At 70.8% G+C, this 22,323-nt stretch carries 24 protein-coding genes, 1 rRNA gene and 1 pseudogene; 15 read left to right on the forward strand and 11 right to left on the reverse strand.

Translation table 11 applies throughout. The features are described from left to right. Positions 1 to 89, forward strand: a 5S ribosomal RNA gene (gene rrf / locus C7474_RS05035); the annotation flags it as partial. Positions 90 to 170: 81 nt separating this feature from the next. Continuing rightward, on the forward strand, positions 171 to 647 hold the full coding sequence (locus tag C7474_RS05040) for a YbaK/EbsC family protein (protein WP_121057914.1): 477 nt from the start codon (positions 171 to 173) through the stop codon (positions 645 to 647). Between the two features lie 4 nt (positions 648 to 651). Here C7474_RS05040 and C7474_RS05045 read toward each other — a convergent pair whose 3' ends face one another. Next, the gene (locus tag C7474_RS05045) at positions 652 to 1,431 is read right to left on the reverse strand and encodes an IclR family transcriptional regulator (protein ID WP_121057915.1); all 780 of its coding nucleotides are present in this window, start codon (positions 1,429 to 1,431) and stop codon (positions 652 to 654) included. 52 nt (positions 1,432 to 1,483) lie between these two features. On the opposite strand from C7474_RS05045, the gene hutH reads away from it, so the two are divergent. From hutH to hutI, 3 genes are read left to right on the forward strand one after another with little or no spacing between them, the layout of a single operon-like run. After that, positions 1,484 to 3,037 (forward strand): histidine ammonia-lyase, encoded by a 1,554-nt coding sequence (hutH, locus tag C7474_RS05050; protein WP_121057916.1) that lies wholly within the window; start codon positions 1,484 to 1,486, stop codon positions 3,035 to 3,037. After that, entirely contained in the window at positions 3,034 to 4,728 is a 1,695-nt protein-coding gene (gene hutU / locus C7474_RS05055) for a urocanate hydratase (RefSeq protein WP_121057917.1), read from the forward strand. The genes hutH and hutU overlap by 4 nt, the downstream gene beginning before the upstream one ends. Then, entirely contained in the window at positions 4,725 to 5,882 is a 1,158-nt protein-coding gene (gene hutI / locus C7474_RS05060) for an imidazolonepropionase (protein WP_121057918.1), read from the forward strand. Before hutU ends, hutI begins: the two co-directional genes overlap by 4 nt. 16 nt (positions 5,883 to 5,898) lie before the next feature. On the opposite strand, the gene C7474_RS05065 is transcribed toward hutI, so the two are convergent. From C7474_RS05065 to C7474_RS05080, 4 genes are read right to left on the reverse strand one after another with little or no spacing between them, the layout of a single operon-like run. Continuing rightward, complete coding sequence (locus tag C7474_RS05065; RefSeq protein WP_121057919.1) at positions 5,899 to 6,369, reverse strand: SixA phosphatase family protein; 471 nt, start codon at positions 6,367 to 6,369, stop codon at positions 5,899 to 5,901. Further along, complete coding sequence (locus tag C7474_RS05070) at positions 6,366 to 7,271, reverse strand: arginase family protein (RefSeq protein WP_121057920.1); 906 nt, start codon at positions 7,269 to 7,271, stop codon at positions 6,366 to 6,368. The genes C7474_RS05065 and C7474_RS05070 overlap by 4 nt, the downstream gene beginning before the upstream one ends. Further along, the gene (locus C7474_RS05075) at positions 7,271 to 7,615 is read right to left on the reverse strand and encodes a gamma-glutamylcyclotransferase family protein (RefSeq protein WP_121057921.1); all 345 of its coding nucleotides are present in this window, start codon (positions 7,613 to 7,615) and stop codon (positions 7,271 to 7,273) included. The genes C7474_RS05070 and C7474_RS05075 overlap by 1 nt, the downstream gene beginning before the upstream one ends. Before the next feature lie 28 nt (positions 7,616 to 7,643). Further along, the gene (locus tag C7474_RS05080) at positions 7,644 to 8,915 is read right to left on the reverse strand and encodes a DUF445 domain-containing protein (protein WP_121057922.1); all 1,272 of its coding nucleotides are present in this window, start codon (positions 8,913 to 8,915) and stop codon (positions 7,644 to 7,646) included. A gap of 35 nt (positions 8,916 to 8,950) precedes the next feature. Between C7474_RS05080 and C7474_RS05085 the strand changes: the two genes are divergently transcribed. Then, positions 8,951 to 9,223, forward strand: coding sequence for a metal-sensitive transcriptional regulator (locus C7474_RS05085; protein ID WP_121057923.1), 273 nt, complete (start codon positions 8,951 to 8,953; stop codon positions 9,221 to 9,223). Between the two features lie 23 nt (positions 9,224 to 9,246). Here the strand turns inward: C7474_RS05085 and C7474_RS05090 are convergent, their stop codons facing one another. Beyond that, positions 9,247 to 10,404, reverse strand: coding sequence for an acyl-CoA dehydrogenase family protein (locus C7474_RS05090; protein ID WP_121057924.1), 1,158 nt, complete (start codon positions 10,402 to 10,404; stop codon positions 9,247 to 9,249). A 47-nt stretch (positions 10,405 to 10,451) separates the two neighbouring features. On the opposite strand from C7474_RS05090, the gene C7474_RS05095 reads away from it, so the two are divergent. Further along, positions 10,452 to 10,856, forward strand: a complete 405-nt coding sequence (locus C7474_RS05095) for a pilus assembly protein CpaE (protein ID WP_121057925.1) — start codon at positions 10,452 to 10,454, stop codon at positions 10,854 to 10,856. Between the two features lie 6 nt (positions 10,857 to 10,862). On the opposite strand, the gene C7474_RS05100 is transcribed toward C7474_RS05095, so the two are convergent. Then, positions 10,863 to 11,618, reverse strand: a complete 756-nt coding sequence (locus C7474_RS05100; RefSeq protein WP_121057926.1) for an alpha/beta fold hydrolase — start codon at positions 11,616 to 11,618, stop codon at positions 10,863 to 10,865. Positions 11,619 to 11,635: 17 nt separating this feature from the next. Continuing rightward, positions 11,636 to 12,841, reverse strand: coding sequence for an MFS transporter (locus C7474_RS05105; RefSeq protein WP_121057927.1), 1,206 nt, complete (start codon positions 12,839 to 12,841; stop codon positions 11,636 to 11,638). A 418-nt stretch (positions 12,842 to 13,259) separates the two neighbouring features. Between C7474_RS05105 and nrdH the strand changes: the two genes are divergently transcribed. The 5 genes from nrdH to C7474_RS05130 all read left to right on the forward strand — a co-directional run bounded on the left by nrdH (position 13,260) and on the right by C7474_RS05130 (position 18,228). Then, positions 13,260 to 13,493, forward strand: a complete 234-nt coding sequence (gene nrdH / locus C7474_RS05110; protein WP_121057928.1) for a glutaredoxin-like protein NrdH — start codon at positions 13,260 to 13,262, stop codon at positions 13,491 to 13,493. A gap of 70 nt (positions 13,494 to 13,563) precedes the next feature. Further along, complete coding sequence (gene nrdI, locus C7474_RS05115; RefSeq protein WP_121057929.1) at positions 13,564 to 13,995, forward strand: class Ib ribonucleoside-diphosphate reductase assembly flavoprotein NrdI; 432 nt, start codon at positions 13,564 to 13,566, stop codon at positions 13,993 to 13,995. Further along, the gene (gene nrdE / locus C7474_RS05120) at positions 13,977 to 16,133 is read left to right on the forward strand and encodes a class 1b ribonucleoside-diphosphate reductase subunit alpha (protein WP_121057930.1); all 2,157 of its coding nucleotides are present in this window, start codon (positions 13,977 to 13,979) and stop codon (positions 16,131 to 16,133) included. The genes nrdI and nrdE overlap by 19 nt, the downstream gene beginning before the upstream one ends. 33 nt (positions 16,134 to 16,166) lie before the next feature. Next, a complete protein-coding gene (gene nrdF / locus C7474_RS05125; protein ID WP_121057931.1) occupies positions 16,167 to 17,147 on the forward strand; it encodes a class 1b ribonucleoside-diphosphate reductase subunit beta in 981 nt (326 codons plus the stop codon). A gap of 28 nt (positions 17,148 to 17,175) precedes the next feature. After that, positions 17,176 to 18,228: an NAD(P)-dependent alcohol dehydrogenase gene (locus C7474_RS05130; protein WP_121057932.1), complete on the forward strand. Its 1,053-nt coding sequence runs from the start codon at positions 17,176 to 17,178 to the stop codon at positions 18,226 to 18,228. A gap of 25 nt (positions 18,229 to 18,253) precedes the next feature. Here C7474_RS05130 and C7474_RS05135 read toward each other — a convergent pair. Next, a pseudogene (locus tag C7474_RS05135) lies at positions 18,254 to 18,475 on the reverse strand (VOC family protein); the annotation flags it as partial. A 50-nt stretch (positions 18,476 to 18,525) separates the two neighbouring features. Here C7474_RS05135 and C7474_RS05140 point away from each other — a divergent pair. The 3 genes from C7474_RS05140 to C7474_RS05150 are packed head-to-tail and all read left to right on the forward strand — an operon-like array spanning position 18,526 to position 19,947. Next, positions 18,526 to 18,936, forward strand: a complete 411-nt coding sequence (locus C7474_RS05140) for a MarR family winged helix-turn-helix transcriptional regulator (protein WP_121057933.1) — start codon at positions 18,526 to 18,528, stop codon at positions 18,934 to 18,936. Positions 18,937 to 18,992: 56 nt separating this feature from the next. Further along, complete coding sequence (locus C7474_RS05145) at positions 18,993 to 19,457, forward strand: DUF3817 domain-containing protein (RefSeq protein WP_121057934.1); 465 nt, start codon at positions 18,993 to 18,995, stop codon at positions 19,455 to 19,457. Positions 19,458 to 19,500: 43 nt separating this feature from the next. Further along, positions 19,501 to 19,947: a DoxX family protein gene (locus C7474_RS05150; RefSeq protein ID WP_241965121.1), complete on the forward strand. Its 447-nt coding sequence runs from the start codon at positions 19,501 to 19,503 to the stop codon at positions 19,945 to 19,947. Here the strand turns inward: C7474_RS05150 and C7474_RS05155 are convergent. Both C7474_RS05155 and C7474_RS05160 read right to left on the reverse strand, forming a co-directional pair. After that, positions 19,919 to 21,034, reverse strand: a complete 1,116-nt coding sequence (locus tag C7474_RS05155) for a class I SAM-dependent methyltransferase (protein ID WP_121057935.1) — start codon at positions 21,032 to 21,034, stop codon at positions 19,919 to 19,921. The two genes, C7474_RS05150 and C7474_RS05155, sit on opposite strands and share 29 nt — an antisense overlap. Then, positions 21,031 to 22,293, reverse strand: coding sequence for a DUF4921 family protein (locus C7474_RS05160; RefSeq protein ID WP_121059235.1), 1,263 nt, complete (start codon positions 22,291 to 22,293; stop codon positions 21,031 to 21,033). Before C7474_RS05160 ends, C7474_RS05155 begins: the two co-directional genes overlap by 4 nt. Positions 22,294 to 22,323 lie beyond the last annotated feature (30 nt).

Here is a 22,323-nt window from a genome sequence, read left to right on the forward strand (position 1 = left end):
CCGGTCCCATTCCGAACCCGGAAGCTAAGCCTCTCAGCGCCGATGGTACTGCAGGGGCGACCCTGTGGGAGAGTAGGACACCGCCGGACTTCTTTTAAGCGAGAGGGCCACCCATTGTCGGGTGGCCCTCTCTGCGTTAACGCGCCGATCGCCACCTTTAGGCTGTCGGGATGAGCACCGCGCTGCCTTCCCGTTCCCGGCTCGTCCACGACGCGCTCCGCGCGGCCGGAATTCCGGGCGACATCGTCGTCCTGCCCGACTCCGCCGCGACCGCGGTGCTCGCCGCGGAAGCCGTGGGGGTGCCTGTGGGCGCGATCGCCAACAGCCTCGTGTTCTGGTCGGACGACGAGGCGCTGCTCGTGATGACCAGCGGCGCCCATCGCGTCGACACCGCGGCCCTCGCACAGCGCCTGGGGCGCGGTCCCATTCGGCGCGCGACACCCGAGCAGGTGCGGGAGGCGACGGGGCAGGTGATCGGCGGCGTCGCACCGACCGGACACCCCGCGCCGCTGACGACGATCGTCGACGAAGACCTGGCGCAGTTTCCCGAGATCTGGGCTGCCGGCGGCACACCCCACACGGTGTTCCCGCTGACCTTCGGGGAGCTCCTCGCACTCACGAACGGAACCGTCGCGAAGGTCGACTGAGCGCTCAGCGGATGCGACGTCCAAGCTCGGTGGCCGAGTCTCGTATGGCGTCGGCGATCTGCGCGGCATCCGGTCCGCGAGCCGTCTCCCACGTCACCGCGAGTGCCGCGGCGGGCCAGCCGGCGTGATCGGTGACGGCGACACCCACCGAGGCGAAGCCGGCCGTGACCTCGCCGTCCTCCCGCGCGTACCCGTCGGCGCGGGTGCGGCGCAGCAGCTCGCGCAATTCGCCCGGGCGGCTGGGACCGGAGCCGGTGCGCTGCGTGAACGTCGAACGGTCGGGGTAGAGGGCGCGGACCTGTTCGCGGGGGAGCGCCGCGAGCATCGCACGCCCCGTGGCCGTCAGGTGCGCGGGCAGGCGCACGCCGACGTCGGTGATGAGCGCGGGGCGTCGCGGCGCCCGCTCCTCGACGAGGTACAGCACATCCCGACCCGACATGACCGCCAAATGGGCGCTCTCGCCGGTGCGGTCGGCCAGCGCCGCCACGAGAGGGCGGCCCAACCGGGCGAGGGGCTGCTGGCGTGCGAAGCCGCCGGCCAGTTCGAAGGCGGCGTTGCCCAGGCCCCAGCGCCGGTCTCCGGTCAGGTGTACGACGAAACCATGCGCGGCCATCACGCCCAACAGGTGGTAGACGCTCGACCGGGGGATCGCGAGCTGATCCGCGATGGTGCGGGCCGGGACCGGACCGCGCTGGCGTGCCAGGAAGGTGAGGATCCGCAGCGTGTGGTCGGCCGCCGGCACCTGCGGGGCCGCATCCGGAACGTTGTCTGAGATCACAGACATAGGATGCCACGGAGCCCTCGCGCGCGCCTCTCCTGCACGGTGGAATCGAGGTATGCAGCAGATCACCGTGGGGGAGCGGCCCCTCTCCGTGGCCGAGGTCGTCGCCGTCGCCCGTGCCGGCGCGTCCATCGTCGTATCGGAAGGGGCACTCGAGCGCGTCGCGCGCGGTCGCGCACGCATCGAGCACCTGGCCGACGACCCCGAACCCCACTACGGGATCTCCACCGGATTCGGCGCCCTCGCGACGACGTTCATCGCGACGGACCGACGGCGGCAGCTGCAGGCGAGCCTCATCCGCTCCCACGCCGCGGGCACCGGTCCCGAGGTCGAACCGGAGGTCGTCCGTGCTCTCATGCTGCTGCGGTTGCAGACCCTCGCCTCCGGGCACACCGGGGTGCGACCCGTCGTCGTCGAGACGTATGCGGCGGTGCTGAACGCGGGGATCGTCCCGGTCGTGCGCGAGTACGGCTCACTCGGCTGCTCGGGCGATCTCGCCCCGCTGTCCCACGTCGCCCTCGCGACCCTCGGGGAAGGCGAGGTGCGGGACGCGACGGGGGAACTCGTCGACGCGGCGGCGGCGCTGGCCGCTGTCGGCATCGCGCCGCTCGTCTTGGAGGAGAAGGAGGGCCTCGCGCTCATCAACGGCACCGACGGGATGCTGGGGATGCTCTGCCTCGCGCTGCACGACCTCGAGGCGCTGCTGAGCACCGCCGACCTCGCCGCGGCGATGTCGGTCGAGTCGCAACTCGGCACCGACGCCGTCTTCGCGGCCGACCTCATGGCGCTGCGCCCGCAGGTGGGGCAGGCGGAGTCGGCCGCGAACCTGCGCGCCCTGCTCGAGGGCTCCGACATCATGGCGAGTCACCGCGACGCCGCGGTGTGCACCCGCGTGCAGGACGCCTACTCGCTGCGCTGTTCGCCGCAAGTGCACGGCGCCGCGCGCGACACCCTCGCCCACGCCGCGACGATCGCCTCGTGCGAGCTGGCGGCGGTCGTCGACAACCCGGTGCTCACGGGCGACGGGCGCGTCGAATCCAACGGCAACTTCCACGGCGCCCCCGTCGCCTACGTGCTCGACTTCCTCGCGATCGCGGTCGCCGACGTCGCCTCCATCTCTGAGCGGCGCACCGACCGCGCGCTCGACCGTGCCCGCAGTCACGGACTGCCGCCCTTCCTGGCCGACGAGGTCGGCGTGGATTCCGGTCTCATGATCGCCCAGTACGCGGCGGCCGGGATCGTCTCCGAACTCAAGCGCCTCGCCGTGCCGGCATCCGTCGACTCGATCCCGTCCTCCGCGATGCAGGAGGACCACGTGTCGATGGGCTGGGCCGCGGCGCGCAAGCTCCGCCGCGCCGTCGACGGCCTCGCGCGGGTGCTCGCCGTCGAGCTGGTCACCTCCGCCCGTGCCCTCGACCTGCGCGCGCCGCTCGCGCCCGCGCCGGGGACCGGAGCCGGTCATGCGCTCGTGCGGTCGGTCGTCGCCGGGCCCGGACCGGACCGGTTCTTGAGCCCCGACATCGAGGCGGTCACCGCGCTCGTGCTCGCCGGCGCGTTCGCCGCCCTCGTTTCCGCGGACATCCGCACGATTTCGGAGGAGAACCGATGACCACGTCCGAAGAACCGCGGATCTCCGAAGAACCGCGCACCGTCCGAGCACAGCGCGGCGGCGAGAGGACCGCGAGGAGCTGGGGCGCCGAGGCCGCCAAGCGCATGCTCATGAACAACCTCGACCCGGACGTCGCCGAGCATCCCGAGGATCTCGTCGTCTACGGGGGCACGGGACGCGCCGCCCGATCGTGGGAGGCGTTCGACGCGATCGTGCGCACCCTCGACGAGCTCGAGCCCGACGAGACGCTGCTCGTGCAGTCCGGAAAGCCCGTCGGCGTCTTCCGCACCCACGAGTGGGCGCCGCGCGTGCTCATCGCCAACTCGAACCTCGTCGGCGACTGGGCGACGTGGCCCGAATTCCGCCGGCTCGAGCAGCTCGGCCTCACGATGTACGGCCAGATGACCGCCGGCTCGTGGATCTACATCGGCACGCAGGGAATCCTGCAGGGCACGTATGAGACCTTCGCCGCCGTCGCCCGCACCCTGCGCACACCGGGAGGCGAGTCCCGGGAGTCGCTCGCGGGAACGCTCACGCTCACGGCCGGCTGCGGCGGCATGGGCGGCGCGCAGCCACTCGCGGTCACCATGAACGAGGGCGTCGTGCTCATCGTCGACGTCGACGCCTCGCGCCTCGAGCGCCGCGTCGCCCACGGCTACCTCGACGAGTTCACCGACGACCTCGACGCCGCCCTCGCGCGCGTCCTGTCGGCGAAGGAGCAGGGGATCGCGCTGTCGGTCGGACTCGTCGGCAACGCCGCCGAGCTCTTTCCGGAGCTGCTCGCCCGGGGCGTCCCCGTCGACGTCGTCACCGACCAGACGAGCGCCCACGACCCGCTCGCCTACCTTCCGGTCGGCGTGAGCCCCGACGAGTGGCGCACGCTCGCCGAGGCCGACCCCGACGCCTTCACCGAACGCGCCCGGGCATCGATGGCGCAGCACGTCGCGGCGATGGTCGGGTTCCAGGATGCCGGGGCGGCCGTCTTCGACTACGGCAATTCCCTGCGTCGCGAGGCCGAACTCGGCGGGTGCGCGCGCGCGTTCGCCTTCCCCGGCTTCGTGCCCGCCTACATCCGGCCGCTGTTCGCAGAGGGCAAGGGCCCGTTCCGTTGGGTCGCCCTCTCCGGCGACCCGGCCGACATCGCGGCGACCGACCGGGCCGTGAAGGAGCTGTTCCCGCACGACGCCGCCCTGCACCGCTGGCTCGACAAGGCCGGCGCGAAGGTGCACTTCGAGGGTCTGCCGGCGCGCATCTGCTGGCTCGGCTACCAGGAGCGTCACCTGGCGGGACTCCGGTTCAACGAGATGGTCGCCTCCGGCGAGCTCGCCGGTCCGATCGTCATCGGCCGCGACCATCTCGACGCCGGCTCCGTCGCCTCGCCGTACCGCGAGACCGAGGCGATGGCCGACGGCTCCGACGCGATCGCCGACTGGCCGCTGCTGAACGCGCTGCTGAACACCGCCTCGGGGGCGTCGTGGGTGTCGCTGCACCACGGCGGGGGCGTCGGCATCGGCCGGTCGATCCACGCCGGCCAGGTCACCGTCGCCGACGGCTCCGCGCTCGCGGCCGAGAAGCTCGCGCGCGTGCTCGTCAACGACCCGGGCACCGGGGTGATGCGCCACGTGGATGCCGGCTACGACCGCGCCCGCGAGGTCGCCCGCGAGCGGGGACTGAAAGTGCCGATGCCGTGACCACGACCCTCTACACCGGCATCGGCGAGCTGACGACGAACGTCGCGCGCACCGGCGACCCGTGCGGCACGATCACCGGCGTCGCCGTGCTCGTCGACGACGGACGCGTGTCGTGGGTGGGCGCGGCATCCGATGCCCCGGATGGGGCCGACGCCGTCGTCGACCTCGACGGGCGGTCCGTCGTCCCCGGATTCGTCGACAGCCACACGCACCTCGTGTTCGCCGGCGACCGGGCCGACGAGTTCGCCGCCCGGATGGCGGGCACGCCGTATGCGGCCGGCGGCATCCGCACGACCGTCGCCGCGACGCGGGAGGCCTCGGACGACGCGCTGCGTGCACGGGTGCAGGGGCTCGTCGCCGAGCTGCACGCGCAGGGGACGACGACCTTCGAGATCAAGACGGGCTACGCCCTCACCGTCGACGGCGAGGAACGCCTCGCCCGGCTGGCGGCCGAGGTGACGCCGGAGGTGACCTTCCTCGGCGCCCACGTCGTGCCGGCGGAGTATCAGGACGACCGCGACGGCTACGTCGACCTCGTGTGCGGGCCGATGCTGTCCGCCGTCGCCCCGTACGCGCGATGGGTCGACGTGTTCTGCGAACGCGGTGCGTTCACCGCCGCCGAAGGGGAGCGCATCCTTCGTGCGGGCGCCGCTGCCGGCCTCGGCATGCGGGTGCACGGGAACCAGCTCGGAATCGGCGACGGCGTGCGCCTGGCCGTCGCGCTCGGGGCGGCATCCGTCGACCACTGCACGTATCTCGACGACGAGGACATCGCGGCGCTCGCGCAGTCCGACACCGTCGCGACCCTGCTGCCGGGCGTGGAGTTCTCCACACGCCAGCGGTATCCATCGGCGCGACGTCTGCTGGATGCCGGTGTCACCGTCGCGCTCGCGAGCGACTGCAATCCGGGGTCGAGCTTCACGAGCTCGATGCCGCTGATGATCGCCCTCGCGGTGCGGGAGATGGGGATGACCGTGTCCGAGGCGGTGTGGGCGGCGACGGCCGGCGGGGCGCGGGCGCTGCGGCGGAGTGACGTCGGTCATCTCGGTGTCGGCGCGCGTGCGGATCTCGTCGTGCTCGACGCGCCCTCGCGCACGCACCTGGCCTACCGGCCCGGCGTGCCGCTCGTGCACGAGGTCGTGCGCGCGGGCTGAGCCGTGAGCCCCGAGGTCACCGCGGCGCGTCGAAGTCCCACGAAGCGGGGTCGGTCGCCGTCGCGACGTCCCAGTCGGCGGCGTCCCAGCGGAAGACGGCGACGGCGCCGGTCGGCATGTGGCCGATGCCGCCGCCCGAGAGCTGCTCGGCGAGCACCGTCATCCCGGGGTCGTGCGCGACGACGACGACCGTCTCGGCGCCCGTCTCGGCGGCGGCGTCCAGCAGCGCGCGCGCGGGTGCGCCGTAGAGGTCTTCGCGCAGCTGCGGCGACAGTCCCAGGGCGTCGCCGAACGCCGCCGCCGTCGTGCGGGCCCGCACTGCCGTCGAGCTCAGCAGCACGTCGGGGCGGATGCCGGACTCGGCGAGCCGCCGCGCCATCGCCGGCGCATCACGCGTGCCGCGCTCGTTGAGGGGACGGTCGTGGTCGGCGAGCCCGGGGTCACCCCAGTCGCTCTTGGCATGACGGATCAGGACGAGGGTTCTCATGCGTTCTCCCGGGGCGAGGGGGTGCGGGACGACAGACCCGCGAGCAGTTCCAGCACGCACAGCGCGGCCAGGCGCACGGTGCGCCCGTCGGGGGCGTCGGCGGTCGCGTCGACTTCGACGATGTCGGCGCTGACCACGCGCGGGTCGGTCGCCGCCGCGCGCACGAGGGCGCGCAGCTCCCACGCCGCGAGTCCGCCGGGCACCGAGGCGGGGCAGCCGGGGGCGACCGACCGGTCGCAGACGTCGACGTCGACGTCGAGGTGGATGCGGCCGCCGTCCGCGCCGGCGATCTCGAGGGCTCGCGTCATGGCGCGTGCGATACCGTCGCGGCGCAGCGCGTCGAGGCCGATGACCGTGATGCCGAGGCCGGCGGCCCGCTGCGCGTAGGCGGCGGAGTTGGCGAAGTCGGCGATCCCCAGTTGCACGATGCGGCGCGGATCCAGCCCGTCCTCGACGAGGCGGCGCACGGGGGAGCCGTTGGAGATCCCGTCGCGCAGGTCGAAGTGCGCGTCGAGGGTGATGAGCCCGTCGGCGCGGGCCCCCTGCGCCACCGCGTAGGTGACCGAGTTGTCGCCGCCGAGGGCGATGATCAGGCGTGCGGCGGCGGTCAGCTGCGCAACGCGGCGGCGGGTGCGCTCCTCGCCGTCGGCCCCGTCGGGCTCGTCGAGGTCGCCGGCATCGGCGAGGCGCAGCACCTCGGCCAGGTCCACCGGGGGTGGCCCCGGCAGGGTCGGGCTGAAGCGGCGCAGCGCGTCACGGACCGCGCCGGGCGTCGCGTGCGCACCGGTCGGCGACAGGGACGTGCGCCATGCCGGAAGCCCCAGCAGGACGGCATCCGCAGGGCCGTCGAACGGCGGCCAGTCGCCGGCCCGAGGCCACAGCGGATCGTGCGAGAGCGCCATCAGCCGACGTACACCCACGCCGTGCGGTCGCTGGCGAGGGTCACGGCGATGCGGCGGTAGAGGGCGACCTCGTATTCGTCGGCGGCATCGAGCTCGTCGGCGGTGATGTGCAGCACCTTGCCGACGACGCGGTCGACCGCGTTGCCGGTGGAGCGGAGCATCGGATGCACAGACAGGCCGGACAGGTCGGCGACGCGTTGGTCCTCGATCTCGACGTAGTCGATCGTGAAACCGGGGAGGCTGTCGGACTCGCCGGCCACGACGCGTCCGAACGTGTCGAGCTGCACCTCGGCGAACTGCAGGGTGCCGTAGGTGAACAGCAGCTCTCCCGCGTCCTCCGTCACCCGTTCAGGGTAGCCGACGGCGGGCGTCTCACCCGAGGATCGCGTGGGCGATCGTGAAGATCACCACTCCCGCCAACGCGCCGACGATCGTGCCGTTCAGGCGGATGTACTGCAGGTCGCGGCCGACCATCAGCTCGATCTTCTCCGTCGTCTCGTCGGGGTCCCACTTGGCGACGGTGTCGGAGATGAGCGACGCGGCCTCGTGCCGGTAGCGCGTGACGAAGAAGACGACGGCGTCGGTGACGCGGTCATCGACCCGCCGCTGCAGTGCGGCATCCGTCGTCAGGCGCTCGCCCACCTCGACCAGCGCCGACAGCAGGCGCCGGCGCAGCGGGGACTGCGGGTCTTCGAGCGCGCCCAGAAGACCCGCCTTCGCGGTGTGCCACGCTTGCGCGGCGAGCTCCCGCACGCGCGGGCTGTCGAACACCGAGCTCTTGGCGTCTTCGAGACGGGCGATCGTCGCCTCGTCGTGCTGCAGGTTGCCGGCGAGGCGGGCGAGGTAGGCGTCGACCGCGGCACGCGCGGGGTGGGCGGGATCGGACTGCACCGCCGCGATGAACTTCACCGCCTCGTGGTAAACCGTGTCATCGACGAGCCGCATCGCGACCGACGGCACCCACGACGGCAGCCGGCGCGAGACGAGCCCGGCGAAGGACTCCCGGTTGCCGTGCAGCCAGGTCGCGAGCGAGTCCACGGCGAGGTCGACCGCGCCGCGGTGGGCGTCGGCGGCGACGATGCGCTCGAGCCAGCCCCCGATCGCCTGCGCCCACGGCGGGTCGAGCAGGTGCTCGCGCGCGAGGTCGCCGATGAGGTCCTGCACCTCGTCGTCGCTCAGCGCCCGCAGCACACCCGCGCCGATCGTCGCGGCCTCCCGCGCGACGGTCTCGGCGTGCGCGGGGTCGCGCAGCCACGCCCCCGCGGTCTTCGCGATCGCGGCGGAGTCGAGCTTGCCGCGCACGACGTCGGCGTCGAGGAAGTTGGTCTCCACGAACTCCCCGAGGGTGCGGCCGATCTCGTCCTTGCGGCGGGGGATGATCGCGGTGTGGGGGATGGGGATGCCCAGCGGATGCCGGAACAGCGCCGTCACGGCGAACCAGTCCGCCAGGGCGCCGACCATGCCGCCCTCCGCCGCCGCCCGCACATACGCCCAGCCGGGGTGCTGCCCCTGCAAGGTGAAGGCGACGGCGAACAGCGCCGCCATGATCAGGAGGGCTGCGAGGGCGACGCCTTTCATCACCCGCAGCGCCCGGCGACGCTCGCGGTCGGCGGGGCTCAGCAGCTCGGTGGGAGTGCGCGCCATGCGGGCCATCCTTCCACGCGGCGTAGTCTTGCGGCGTGATCGACGACATCCGCAAGCGCGCCCTGCACCGCACCGCCATCCTCGAAGGGCAGGTGCGGGGCCTGGCACGGATGATCGAGAACGAGGACTACTGCATGGACATCATCGCCCAGTCCCGGGCGATCCAGAAGGCGCTCGCGTCGCTGGACAAGCTGCTCATCGAGAACCATCTGCGCACGCACGTCGCGCACATGTTCGCCGAGGGCGGCGACCAGCGCGAGCAGGCCGTCGCCGAGCTGCTGAAGGCGTACGACCTCGAAGGGCGCTGACCCCGCGTCGCTCCTCGGTCCCGTCAGCCCAGCGGTCCCAGCCACGCCGCGGCCACCGTGCTGTGCGCCGACTCCGGGTCGGAGGGGTGGAACTGCCCCGCCAGCACATCACGGTACAGGCGGCTCAACTCGCTGCGGGTGAAGTACGACGACCCGCCCGCCACGAGCATCGCATCGTCGACGACCCGCTTGGCCATCTCCACGGCACGGTGCTTGACGCCGCTGAGCTTCGCGAACCACAGCGCGCCGTGGTCGGCGCGGGCGTCGACGTCGCGGCTGAGCGCGTCGATCTGCGGCGGCAGGGCGTCGTAGGCGAGGGCCATGTCGGCGATGCGCCAGCGGATGTCGGGGTCCTGGCTGTAGGTCGTGCCCGACTTCTTCGACGTGCGGCTGCGCGCGGTCTCGACGGCGACGTCGAGCGCGCGGCGGGCGATGCCGGTGTACACCGAAGCCAGCAGCAGCTCGAACACGCTGAAGATGCCGAAGACGATGGGGTCGGGGTTCGGTCCGGGGGCGACGCGGCGCACGACGCGGTCAGCGGGAGCGACGGCACCGTGCAGCTCGGTCGTGCGGCTCTGCGTGCCGCGCATGCCGAGCGTGTCCCAGTCGTCACGGGTGAGCACGGCATCCGTCCGATCGACGAAGGCGTAGACGAGGTGGGGACCGTCGGGGCTCGTCGCGTCGAGGCCGTGGAGGCCGAGCCGCGTCCAGACCGGGCCGAGCGAGGTGAAGATCTTCGTGCCCGTGAACGCGTACGAGCCGTCCGGATGCGGCGCCGCGACCGTGTCGCTGCCGAACAGCACGAGGTCGTTGCCGGCCTCGCTGATGCCGAACGCGAAGACCTCACCGGCGGCGGCATCCTCCTGCACGAACCGCAGCGTGTCGATGCCACGGTCCTGCAGGACCTTCGCGACCCCCGTCCAGACGAGGTGCATGTTGATCGCCAGCGCGGTCGCGGGCGCCGCCGTCGCCAGGCGCTGCTGGAGGCGGGCGGCGTCGGCCAGGGACAGGCCGAGTCCGCCGCGGTCTTCGGGGACGAGCAGCCGCAGATACCCGACCTCGCGCAGATCGGCGAGGTCCTCGTCGGGGAAGCGGTTCTCGGCATCGACGATCGCGGCACGGGACCGGAAGGTCTCCAGCAGCTCGTCGGGAAGGATGTCGGCGGGATCGAAGACGCTCACCCGTCCATTCTCGCGCCCGACGGCGGTGGGGGCGCCAAGATGGAGGGATGATCTCCACCGACCTGGCGCGAGAGCTGCGGGCGGCCGGTCTCGTCTGGCACCCCGCCTCGGGCGACCGCTTCCAGCTCGACGAGCCCGAATTCGACGCCGACGTGTTCACGGTGAGCGAGATGACGATCGAGGCGCGCTCCTACCCGACCGGCACGATCCTCGCCTTCAACGGCACGACGGAATGGGCGCTCGATTCGGTCGCGCTCGAGGACGCGCTGTGGCTGCCGCGGGAGGATCAGCTGCGCGAGCTGCTGCGCGGCGCGTTCCGCTCGCTCACGCGACTGTCCGACACCCACCGCGTCGAGATCTCCTTCGCGGGGGAGCAGGTCACCGTCGAGCATCCTCAGCCGGAAGATGCCTACGCCCTCGCACTGCTGACGGTGCTGCGCCGGATCGCGTGAGCGCGGTCAGCCGACCGCCTGCAGGAGCTGGCGCACCGTCTCGTCGGGCCGGTCGCGGTGCGGGGAGTGGCCGGCGCCGGCGACGACCGACATCGTGACCAGCGGATGCCGCACCACCTCGGCGGCGAGGTCTCCGGTGAAGATCGAGTAGACGGCGGGGTCGCTGCCGATGATGTGGGTGGGCACACCGAGCCGGGAGGCGGCATCCCGAACGTCCCACGGCGTGTTCTGCTCGCTCGTCTGGGCGACCGCCCACGGGCTCGCCTGCTGAGCGGCGAGGGCCTTCAGCTCGATGTCGTGCTCGTGCCAGCTCGGGTGCTCCGCGCGCACGGCGGCCGCCGAGGTGTCGGCGAACGCGCGCTTCTGGCTGTTCGCGACGATCGTGCGGTCCCGGTTCGACAGGTGGATGGCGGGATCGACGAGCACGAGCCGGCGGCTCCAGGCGGGGGTTCCGGCGGCGGCGACCGTCGCCGCGGCACCGCCCAGCGAGTGCCCGACGACGAGGTCCCACGGGGCGTCGTCGTCGGTACCGGTGTGGACGAGGTCGGCGGCGTACGCCGCGATCGAGTAGTCCAGGGCGCGCGGGGCGCGCCCGTGGCCGCGCAGGTCGACGGCGACGGCGAGCCAGCCGGCATCCGCGAGGGCGGTGCCGAAGCGCCACATCAGGGCGCCGCTGGAGCCGAGTCCGTGCACGAGGAGGGCACGGCGGGGCGCATGCGGGGAGCCCCAGGACAGACGCGGCAGGGTGACGGGTGCGTTCACCGCTCCAGCGTACGGGCTCAGGTGATGACGGGGACCGGCTCGGTGTCGGGCAGCGGGCTCGGGTCGCGATGGCGCAGGTCGGGGAAGCCGCGGACGAACACGGCGGCGACGAGCGTGCCGACGATCGCGAACCCCGCGCCCGCGTAGAACGCCCCGACCGGCCCGATGCCGTCGATGAGGAACCCGGCCACGGCAGAGCCGGCGGCCGCGCCGATGAGCTGACCGGTGCCGATCCAGCCGTACGCCTCGGCGGTCTCGCTGAACTTCACCGACGCCGAGGTCATGGCGAACATCACGGCCAGGGCCGGCGCGATGCCGATGCCGGCCACCAGCAGAGACCCGCCGAGCCACCAGAAGTTCAGCGAGACGACCGTCAGCGACAGGCCGACGGCGACCACGGCGAAGCGGCGCGCCATCGCCCAGGGGCCCATCGGGATGTGACCGAACGTGAGGCCGCCGGCGAGCGAGCCGACCGAGAAGATCGCGAGCACGAGGCCCGCCTCGAGGCCGCCGTGGCCGAAGGTCGCGACGACGGCCGCCTCGACGGCCGAGCAGGCGCCGATGAGGAGGAACCCGATGACGGTCGCGAGCAGGACCGGAGGTTTGGCGAGGACCCTGCCCAGCGCCCGGCGGCTGCGCGGGATGCGCACCCGACCGACCTCGGGGGACAGGATGAACCACGCCCCGCCGCCGACGAGGATCGCGACGATGAGGAGCAGCCCCGCGACGGTGCCGGCCTGCGTCGCGACGATCGTGATGACGACGGGCGCGAGGATCCAGATGATCTCCTGCAGACTCGCATCGAGCGAGAACAGCGGTGTCAGCTGCCGGGAGTTCACGAGCTTGGGGTAGATCGTGCGCACCGCCGACTGCACGGGCGGCGTCGACATGCCGGCGATGAATCCGAGGGCCATGTACCCGACGAGCGCCATCGGGACGAGCGCCATGACGAGGATGGCGCTCGCGCACACCGCCGTGGTCACCGTCAGCACCCGTCGGATGCCCCAGACGCCCATCCAGCGGCTCGTCACCGGACCGGCGATCGCCTGGCCGATCGAGGTCGCCGCCAGCACGACGCCCGCCGCGCCGTAGGAGCCCGTGGTCTGCTCCACGTGCAGCAGTAGCGCGAGGCTCGTCATGCCGTTGGGGAACCGGGCCGTCAGCTGTGCCGCGATGATGCGCGCGACCCCTGGAGCGCGCAGGAGCTCACGATATCCCGCCACCCTCCTACGTTACCGGTCCAGGTCACCTCGACCGGCGGCCGGCCGGGCGTGCGTCGGCGAGGCGGGGGAGGGCGTCCTCGACACGCCGGGGCGGGCGGCGCGACACGCCGACGGCGCCGTCCACAGTCATCCCCAGTGTCGGAGGCCCCTCGTAACGTCCCGCCTGTGGAGGACACGCCCGCGACCCGGTCGATCGGCGCGGAATCCCGGCATTCTCCGGGCTCCGGAACAGTTCGCCGGATGTGGATGAAACGGTGGACAACCTGTGTTGTATATGGGGAGAGCAGTGGAAAACTACACGGATGTAACTACTACCCCTTGTGGTTGCCCCCAATGTCGGCACCTATATGTAGTATTGGACTCCCGGCGGGGCTCCTGCCGGATCACGAGGGAACATCGAGGGGAGAAACAGGTCGAAATGGCGATCACGGTCTACACCAAGCCGTCGTGCGTGCAGTGCAACGCGACGTACCGCGCACTGGATTCGAAGGGCATCGAGTACGAGGTGCTCGACCTCTCCGAGGACCCGGCGGCGCTCGAGCACGTCAAGGCGCTCGGCTACCTGCAGGCGCCCGTCGTCGTCACCGACGAGGACCACTGGTCGGGCTTCCGTCCCGACAAGATCGACGAGCTCGCTTCGCGCCTCGTCTGACCTTCGACGGCGCGGTTCGACTCTGCGTTTCGACTCGCTTCGCTCGCTCAACGACCGGTAGGGGTGCGGCATGATCACTGCGACATCCGCTCCGCTGCTCGTCTACTTCTCCAGCGTGTCGGGCAACACGGCGCGTTTCATCGAGAAACTGGGGCTGCCGGCCGTCCGCATCCCGCTGCATCCTTCTGAACCTCCCCTCGTCGTCGACGAGCCGTACGTGCTCGTGACGCCGACCTACGGCGGGGGTCAGGGGCGCGGCGAGGAGAAGGGCGCCGTCCCCAAGCAGGTCATCCGGTTCCTCAACGACGAGGCCAACCGGAACCTGATCCGCGGAGTCGTCTCCGCCGGCAACACCAACTTCGGCGCGTCCTACTGCGCTGCCGGAGACATCATCAGCCGCAAGTGCCTCGTGCCGCACCTGTACAAGCTGGAACTGTTCGGCACGCAGGACGACGTCGATCGGGTGACCGACGGATTGGAACGATGGTGGAAACTGCAGTGACCGACACGGCCTTCAAGACCGACGAGCGTTTCGAGGGGCTGGACTACCACGCCCTCAACGCGATGCTCAACCTCTACGGTGCGGACGGCAAGATCCAGTTCGACGCCGACCGGCGCGCGGCGCGGGAGTACTTCCTGCAGCACGTCAACCAGAACACCGTCTTCTTCCACTCGCTCAAGGAGCGTCTCGACTACCTCGTCGAGAAGGAGTACTACGAGGGCGCCGTGCTCGAGAAGTACCCGTTCGAGTTCATCCAGGCCCTCAACGACCGCGCCTACGGCGCCAAGTTCCGCTTCGAGACGTTCCTCGGCGCGTTCAAGTACTACACGAGCTACACGCTGAAGACCTTCGACGGCAAGCGCTACCTCGAGCGCTTCGAGGACCGCGTCGTCATGACCGCCCTCGGCCTCGCCGACGGCGACCAGAAGCTCGCCGAGCAGCTCGTCGACGAGATCATCTCGGGCCGGTTCCAGCCGGCCACCCCCACGTTCCTCAACACCGGCAAGGCCCAGCGCGGCGAGCTCGTCTCGTGCTTCCTGCTGCGCATCGAGGACAACATGGAGTCGATCGCGCGCGGCATCAACTCCGCCCTACAGCTGTCCAAGCGCGGCGGCGGCGTCGCGCTGCTCCTGTCGAACATCCGCGAGGCGGGCGCCCCGATCAAGCAGATCGAGAACCAGTCCAGCGGCATCATCCCCGTCATGAAGCTGCTCGAAGACAGCTTCAGCTACGCCAACCAGCTGGGCGCGCGTCAGGGCGCCGGGGCCGTGTACCTCTCGGCGCACCACCCCGACATCATGAAGTTCCTCGACACCAAGCGCGAGAACGCCGACGAGAAGATCCGCATCAAGACGCTCTCGCTCGGTGTCGTGATCCCCGACATCACCTTCGAACTCGCCCGCAACGGCGAGGACATGTACCTCTTCTCGCCCTACGACGTCGAGAAGGTCTACGGCGTGCCGTTCGGCGACATCTCGGTCACCGAGAAGTACCGCGAGATGGTCGACGACGCGCGCATCAAGAAGACGAAGGTCAACGCGCGCGAGTTCTTCCAGACCCTCGCCGAGATCCAGTTCGAGTCGGGCTACCCGTACATCATGTTCGAGGACACGGTGAACAAGGCCAACCCGATCAAGGGCCGGATCAACATGTCGAACCTGTGCTCCGAGATCCTGCAGGTGAACACGCCGACGACGTACAACGAGGACCTCTCGTACGCCCAGATCGGCAAGGACATCTCCTGCAACCTCGGGTCGATGAACATCGCGCTCGCGATGGACGGCAAGAACCTCTCCGGCACCGTCGAGGCCGCCATCCGCGGTCTCACCGCGGTCAGCGACCAGAGCCACATCGCGTCGGTGCGTTCGATCGAAGACGGCAACGACCGCTCGCACGCCATCGGCCTCGGCCAGATGAACCTGCACGGCTACCTCGCCCGCGAGCACGTGCACTACGGCTCCGAAGAGGGCCTGGACTTCACGAACATCTATTTCTACACGGTGCTCTTCCACGCGCTGCGGGCCTCCAACACGATCGCCATCGAGCGCGGCAGCGCGTTCGAGGGCTTCGCGGACTCGACGTACGCGTCGGGGGAGTTCTTCGACAAGTACATCGACCAGCCCTGGCAGCCGCAGACCGCCAAGGTCGAGGAGCTGTTCGCCGGCATCCACATCCCGACGCAGGACGACTGGCGCGAGCTCAAGGCCTCCATCCAGGCGCACGGCATCTACAACCAGAACCTGCAGGCGGTGCCGCCGACCGGCTCGATCTCGTACATCAACAACTCCACGAGCTCGATCCACCCGATCGCCTCGAAGATCGAGATCCGCAAGGAAGGCAAGCTCGGCCGCGTCTACTACCCGGCGCCGTTCATGACGAACGACAACCTCGAGTACTACGAGGACGCGTACGAGATCGGCTACGAGAAGGTCATCGACACGTACGCCGCCGCGACGCAGCACGTCGACCAGGGCCTGTCGCTGACGCTGTTCTTCAAGGACACCGCCACCACCCGCGACATCAACAAGGCGCAGATCTACGCGTGGAAGAAGGGGATCAAGACGATCTACTACATCCGCCTGCGTCAGATGGCCCTCGAAGGCACCGACATGGCCGAGTGTGTCAGCTGCATGCTCTGACGCGGACCGGAATGTGACGAAGGAAACAGGAAGATGACCCCCCACGAACCGCTGAAGCTCGTCGACCACGTGCAGGCGATCAACTGGAACCGCATCCAGGACGACAAGGACCTCGAGGTCTGGAACCGTCTCGTGAACAACTTCTGGCTGCCCGAGAAGGTGCCGCTGTCCAACGACATCCAGTCGTGGAACACGCTGACGCCCGAAGAGCAGACGCTCACGATGCGCGTGTTCACCGGCCTCACCCTGCTGGACACCATCCAGGGCACGGTCGGCGCCGTCTCGCTCATCCCCGACGCGATCACCCCGCACGAGGAGGCCGTCTACACGAACATCGCGTTCATGGAGTCGGTGCACGCGAAGAGCTACTCGTCGATCTTCTCGACGCTGTGCTCGACGCCCGAGATCGACGACGCGTTCCGCTGGTCGGTGGAGAACCCGAATCTGCAGAAGAAGGCGCAGATCGTCATGGACTACTACCGCGGTGACGAGCCCCTCAAGCGGAAGGTCGCCTCGACGCTGCTCGAGTCCTTCCTCTTCTACTCCGGGTTCTACCTCCCGTTGCACTGGTCGGCGAAGGCCAAGCTCACCAACACGGCCGACATCATCCGCCTCATCATCCGCGACGAGGCCGTGCACGGGTACTACATCGGGTACAAGTTCCAGAAGGGCCTCGAGCGCGTCTCGCAGGCCGAGCGCGACGAGATCAAGGACTACACGTTCTCGCTGCTGTACGAGCTCTACGACAACGAGGTGCAGTACACCCAGGACCTCTACGACGCCGTCGGTCTCACCGAGGACGTCAAGAAGTTCCTGCACTACAACGCGAACAAGGCGCTCATGAACCTCGGCTACGAGGCCATGTTCCCGTCGACGGTGACCAACGTGAACCCGGCGATCCTGTCTGCGCTCTCGCCGAACGCCGACGAGAACCACGACTTCTTCAGCGGGTCGGGCTCGAGCTACGTCATCGGCAAGGCGGAGGCCACCGAGGACGACGACTGGGACTTCTGATCTCGTCGTCCCGGGAATGAGGAGAACGATGCGCACCGTCCACGCCTACGCCGCCCCCTCGGCGACCGAGCCGCTCGTGGCCACCACGATCGAGCGTCGCGACGTGGGGGAGCGGGACGTGCTCATCGCCATCCGCTACGCCGGGATCTGCCACTCCGACATCCACACCGTCCGCGGCGACTGGGGCGACATCGCCTACCCGCAGGTGGTCGGACACGAGATCGTCGGCGAAGTGCTCGAGGTCGGCTCGGCCGTCACGAAGCACTCCGTCGGCGATCGCGTGGGCGTCGGCTGCATGGTGAACTCGTGCCGGGAGTGCGAGAACTGCCGTGCCGGGATGGAGAACTACTGCCTGAAGGGCAACACCGGCACCTACGCCGCCGTCGACCGGGACGGCACCATCACGCAGGGCGGCTACTCGACGCACATCGTCGTCGATGAGGACTTCGTGCTGCGGGTGCCCGAGTCCATCCCGTACGACGCCGCAGCACCGCTGCTGTGCGCCGGCATCACGACATACTCGCCGCTCGCGCACTGGCAGGCGGGCCCCGGCAAGAAGGTCGCCGTCGTCGGGATGGGCGGGCTCGGCCACATGGCCGTGAAGATCGCCGCCGCGCTCGGCGCGGAGGTCACCGTGCTCTCGCAGACCACCGCGAAGGAGGCCGACAGTCTCGCGTTCGGCGCCGCTCGGCACCTCGCGACGAAGGACCCGTCGGTGCTGCGTGGGTTGCGCAACTCGTTCGACCTCATCATCAACACCGTGAGCGCGCCGCTCGACCTCGACGCGTACCTGCGTCTGCTGCGTCTGGACGGCACGATGGTCAACGTCGGCGCTCCGCCCGAGGCGCTGCCGCTGCACGTGTTCACGTTGTTCGGCAACCGCCGCACGTTCGCGGGGTCGAGCATCGGCTCGATCACCGAGACGCAGGAGATGCTCGACTTCTGCGCAGCGCACGACATCGCGCCCGCCGTCGAGGTCATCTCCGCAGACCGCATCAACGAGGCATACGAGCGCGTGCTGTCGTCGGACGTGCGCTACCGGTTCGTGATCGACACCGCCACGCTCGTCCCGGCGGGCTGACACGCGACGCTGAGTCGTGCGCGGCTCAGTCGCGCGCCGGAAGCTGCTGCAGCGTCCACCGGTTGCCGTCGGGGTCGGCGAACGACACGAATCGGCCCCAGTCCTGCTCGTCGACGCCGTCGGCCTCGACGTCGACCTCGCGCAGCGCGGCGAGCGCGGCATCCGCGTCGGCCACGATCGAGCAGGCCGAGCCGGGTGGGGTGAGCTGCACGAAACGCAGCCCGAGGTGGGGCTCGCTGTCGTGATTTCACGGTACGCCGGACCGCCGACATCCGGGGGTCTCGCTAGCATGATCGCATGAGCCAGGAGAGCCCGCGTTTCAGTCCCGTCATCGCGCTGCTCGCGGTGTCGGCGATGTGGGAGACCCAGCTGGCCGCCGTGCTCAGGGACCTCGGCATCACGACCCGCAAGTTCGGACTGCTCGGACACATCTACGCCGAGCCCGGCATCTCGTTCTCGGAGCTCGCCCGCCGCTCCCACATCACCGTGCAGTCCGCACACACCGCGGTGAAGACCCTGGTCGACGAAGGTCTCGTGCAGGACGCCACCGCGCACGCGGGAGCGGCCTCCGACCTCCACGTGACGGTCAAGGGGGCGCGCGTGCTCACCGAGGCGCGCGACCGGCTCGCGCAGCTGGACGGCGCCCTCACCCAGCGACTGCCGAAGGTCGCGGCGTCGTTGGACGGGATCCGCGCCGGCATCGTCTGAACTCCTCCGGTCCGCGGGCGTCCGGGCCATCGACAGGCTTCAGTTAGGCTGAAGGAATGTTCCGGACTCCTCAGACGCTCTTCCGCACCCTCGCCTTCGCGGAGGTGGTCTCGTGGACGCTGCTGATCGCCGGGCTCATCCTGCGGGCCACCCTCGGCTGGAACATCGCCGTGACCATCGGCGGCGGCATCCACGGGTTCGTGTTCCTCTCCTACGGCGCGACCGTGATCCTCGTCGCACTCAACAGCCGCTGGCGTCTCGGGCCGACGCTCGCCGCGCTCGTGTCGGCCGTCGTCCCCTACGCGACGATCCCCGCCGAGATCGTGCTGCACCGCCGCGGTCTGCTCGCCGGAACCTGGCGCACCGCCCCGTCGGCGGAGGCACCCGACGCACGCTGGTACGACGGGATCCTCGCGTGGTTCCTGCGCCGGCCGTGGGTGCTCTTCGTCGGCCTCGCGGTGCTCATCGCCGCCGTCTTCGCGGTGCTGCTGCTGGTCGGCCCTCCCGGCGGTTCGCACTGACCCCACATGACACAGCCACGCCGCCACGGCTTAGGGTCAGGGGATGCTCCGCACCGTCGCACGTTGGCTGCTCGCCGTCCTCCTCGTGACCGCGGGGGTGCTGCACCTGACGACCCTGCGCCGCGGGTTCCGCATCGCGGTGCCGGACTGGGCGACGCGGATGCTGCGCACCGACGAGGACACGATCGTCGTGGTCTCCGGCGTCGTCGAGGTGGGCCTGGGGGCGGCGCTCGTGGCGCTGCCGCGCGAACGCACCCGGGTGGGCGCGGCGATCGCCGCGTTCTTCGTCGCCGTGTTCCCCGGCAACGTGCACCAGTGGCGCACCGGCGTCTCCGCGCCGGGTCTGGACACCGACGCCCGCCGCTTCGCGCGGCTGTTCCTGCAGCCGGTGCTGGTGGCCTGGGCCCTGTGGGCCGGCCGCGGCGCCAGTGGTGCCGGGGGAGTCAGTGGTGCCGGGCGTCTCAGCGGCGCAGCGACACCGTCACGGTGAACTTCGGGTTGCGGCTCACCTGGCGGGTCGGACCCACGAGACGCTCCAGCATCGGCCGATAGCCGAGCGGCGTGTTCCACACACACCACAGCTCGCCCCACGGGCGCAGCACTCGGCCCGCGTCGGCGAACAGCCGCGGCGCGAGACGGTCGGTCACGGCCGCGCCGCTGTGGAACGGCGGGTTCAGGGCGATGAACGACGCGCTGCCATCCGCCCGGGCGCTCAGCAGGTCGTCCTGCGCGACGCGCACCTGCGCGGCGACTCCGTTCGCGGCCACCGACGCACGTGCGGACGCCACCGCGACGGCCGACGTGTCCGACGCGTAGACGGCCGCACCCGGATGCCGCAGCGCCAGGGTCGTGGCGACGACGCCGGTGCCGCACGCGAAGTCGATGAGGGGGTCCTCTGCCGTGCCGCCCGGGGGCGTGTCGGGGAGGGAGCGCAGCAACAGCCGCGTGCCGATGTCGATGCGGGGGCCGGCGAACGCCCCGCCGAACGCGTGCACCTCGATCCCGTCGACACGCTCGACGCGCGGCACCGGGTCGTGACCGTCGTGGGGGGAGCGGGCGATCAGCACCCGCGATTTCTGACGCGCATGGCTGACGTCGACTCGGCCGAAGACCGTGCGCAGCACGTTGTTCATCGTCGGCGTCATGTGCTTGAGGCGTCCGCCGGCGACCACGACGACGTCCTCGCGCGCATGGGCGGCGATGAGCCCCGCGATGTCGGCGAGGGCGTCGAGCGCGCGCGGCAGACGCAGCAGCACCACCCGTGCGCCGCGGAGGAGCCGCGCATCCAGCGGGAGCGAGGTGTATCCGGCGAGGCCGAGCGCCGCGGCGTTGGCGGCGAGGGCGCGCTCGCCGGTCACGGTATCTTGATGCACGCGCACGTCGGGGGCGCCGTCGGCGAGCGAGGCGAGGGTCAGTGCGCCATAACCGTCACCGATGACGACCAGCTCGCCGGGGCCCAGACCCTCCCGCTGCGGGGCGGATTCGTCGAGGATGAGCCGGTCGGCGGCGTCGGCGGCGACCAGGTCGTCGGCCTCGATGTCGGGGAAGCGGCGCAGGCGCTCGAACGGGAAGCTCACGCGACCCCGTCCGCGTAGTGCAGCCGCGCGTCGTCCGGTGTGCACTCGTCGCCGACGCGGACGCCGGGCGCGAGGCGACCCGCATCGCGCAGTCGTTCGAGTTCGGCGACGGCGCGACGGCGCAGCTCCCACGGGTCGATCGTGTTCACGTACACCTTGGTGCCGCCCTCGAACCCGGCCGGCGTCGAGACGCGCCATTTGAGCACGACCCGCCACGGCATCGGCCACGAGGCCTGCGGGGGGCGGTAGTGCCACTCCTCGTTGGTGGGCACGTGCACGCCGGTGGCGGCGTGCAGGGCGTGGACGAGGTCGGAGACGGCGCGGATCCCGTCCGGCGAATGTTCGTGCGGCAGATTCTGCGCCGCGGTCGAGTAGATCTCGAACGACGGATAGCGGTGCCCCACGCCCGCGAAGGCCACGGCGCCGTCGACGGCGGCGACGATCAGGCCCTGCGCGGCCGCGACGTCGGCGATGCGGTGCTGGTACAGCAGGTGATCGGATGCCAGCATCCGCAGCTCGCGGTCGACCTGCGGCCCGTGCTCGTCGATCGCGACGAGCTGCTTGTGCAGATGCTCGAAGGAGGCGCCCGCCGGGCGCAGCCAGTTCTGGAACACCGCGACGTACGCGGCGTGGGGCTGGGCCGCCTCGATCTCGGCGAGCGCGCGGACCGTGAAGTCCATGTAGGCGGCGTGCTCGTCGGGGGTGAGCTCACCGGAGGAGACGAGCTCGTCGTCGGTCGTGGCGCCGTCGACGACGTGACGACGCGCGACGACGACGTCATGGGAGCCGCCGAGCAGGTCGAGGGCGGCCTCCTCGATCGACACCTCCGAACCCGACGAGGCGGCCCGGATACCCGCCAGTGCCGCGATGTGCTCGCGGCCGACCGGATCGGCGAGGTACTGCTGCGCCCACTCGAACACGGCGGCCGGCTGACGGAATCCGTGGTTCTCGCGCCAGTACTCGGCCGAGACGATCTCGAACAGGTTCGCGAACCGGCGGAACTCGGCCACCTCGTCGCCGAGGGCGGACGCGGGGACCCGGCGCTTCTCCTCGAATGCCGGGCCGACCAGCCGCGCCTTCTCGGGGGTCGTCTCGAGGTAGCGGTCGCTGCAGAACGCGCACAGCCGCGTCGCCTCGCCCGGCTCGAGTGCTCGCGGCTCGCTGCGGGGCGCCGCGAGGGGACGGTTCGCGCGCCCCGGCACGGTCCAGACGGCGGTTCCGGTGAGCGGTCCGACCTGCTTCACCGTGCCGTCCGGCATCCGGTGGATCCACGGGGAGTCGGGTGTGCG

It is taken from the genome of Microbacterium telephonicum (genome assembly GCF_003651225.1).
Taxonomy (GTDB): Bacteria; Actinomycetota; Actinomycetes; order Actinomycetales; family Microbacteriaceae; genus Microbacterium; species Microbacterium telephonicum.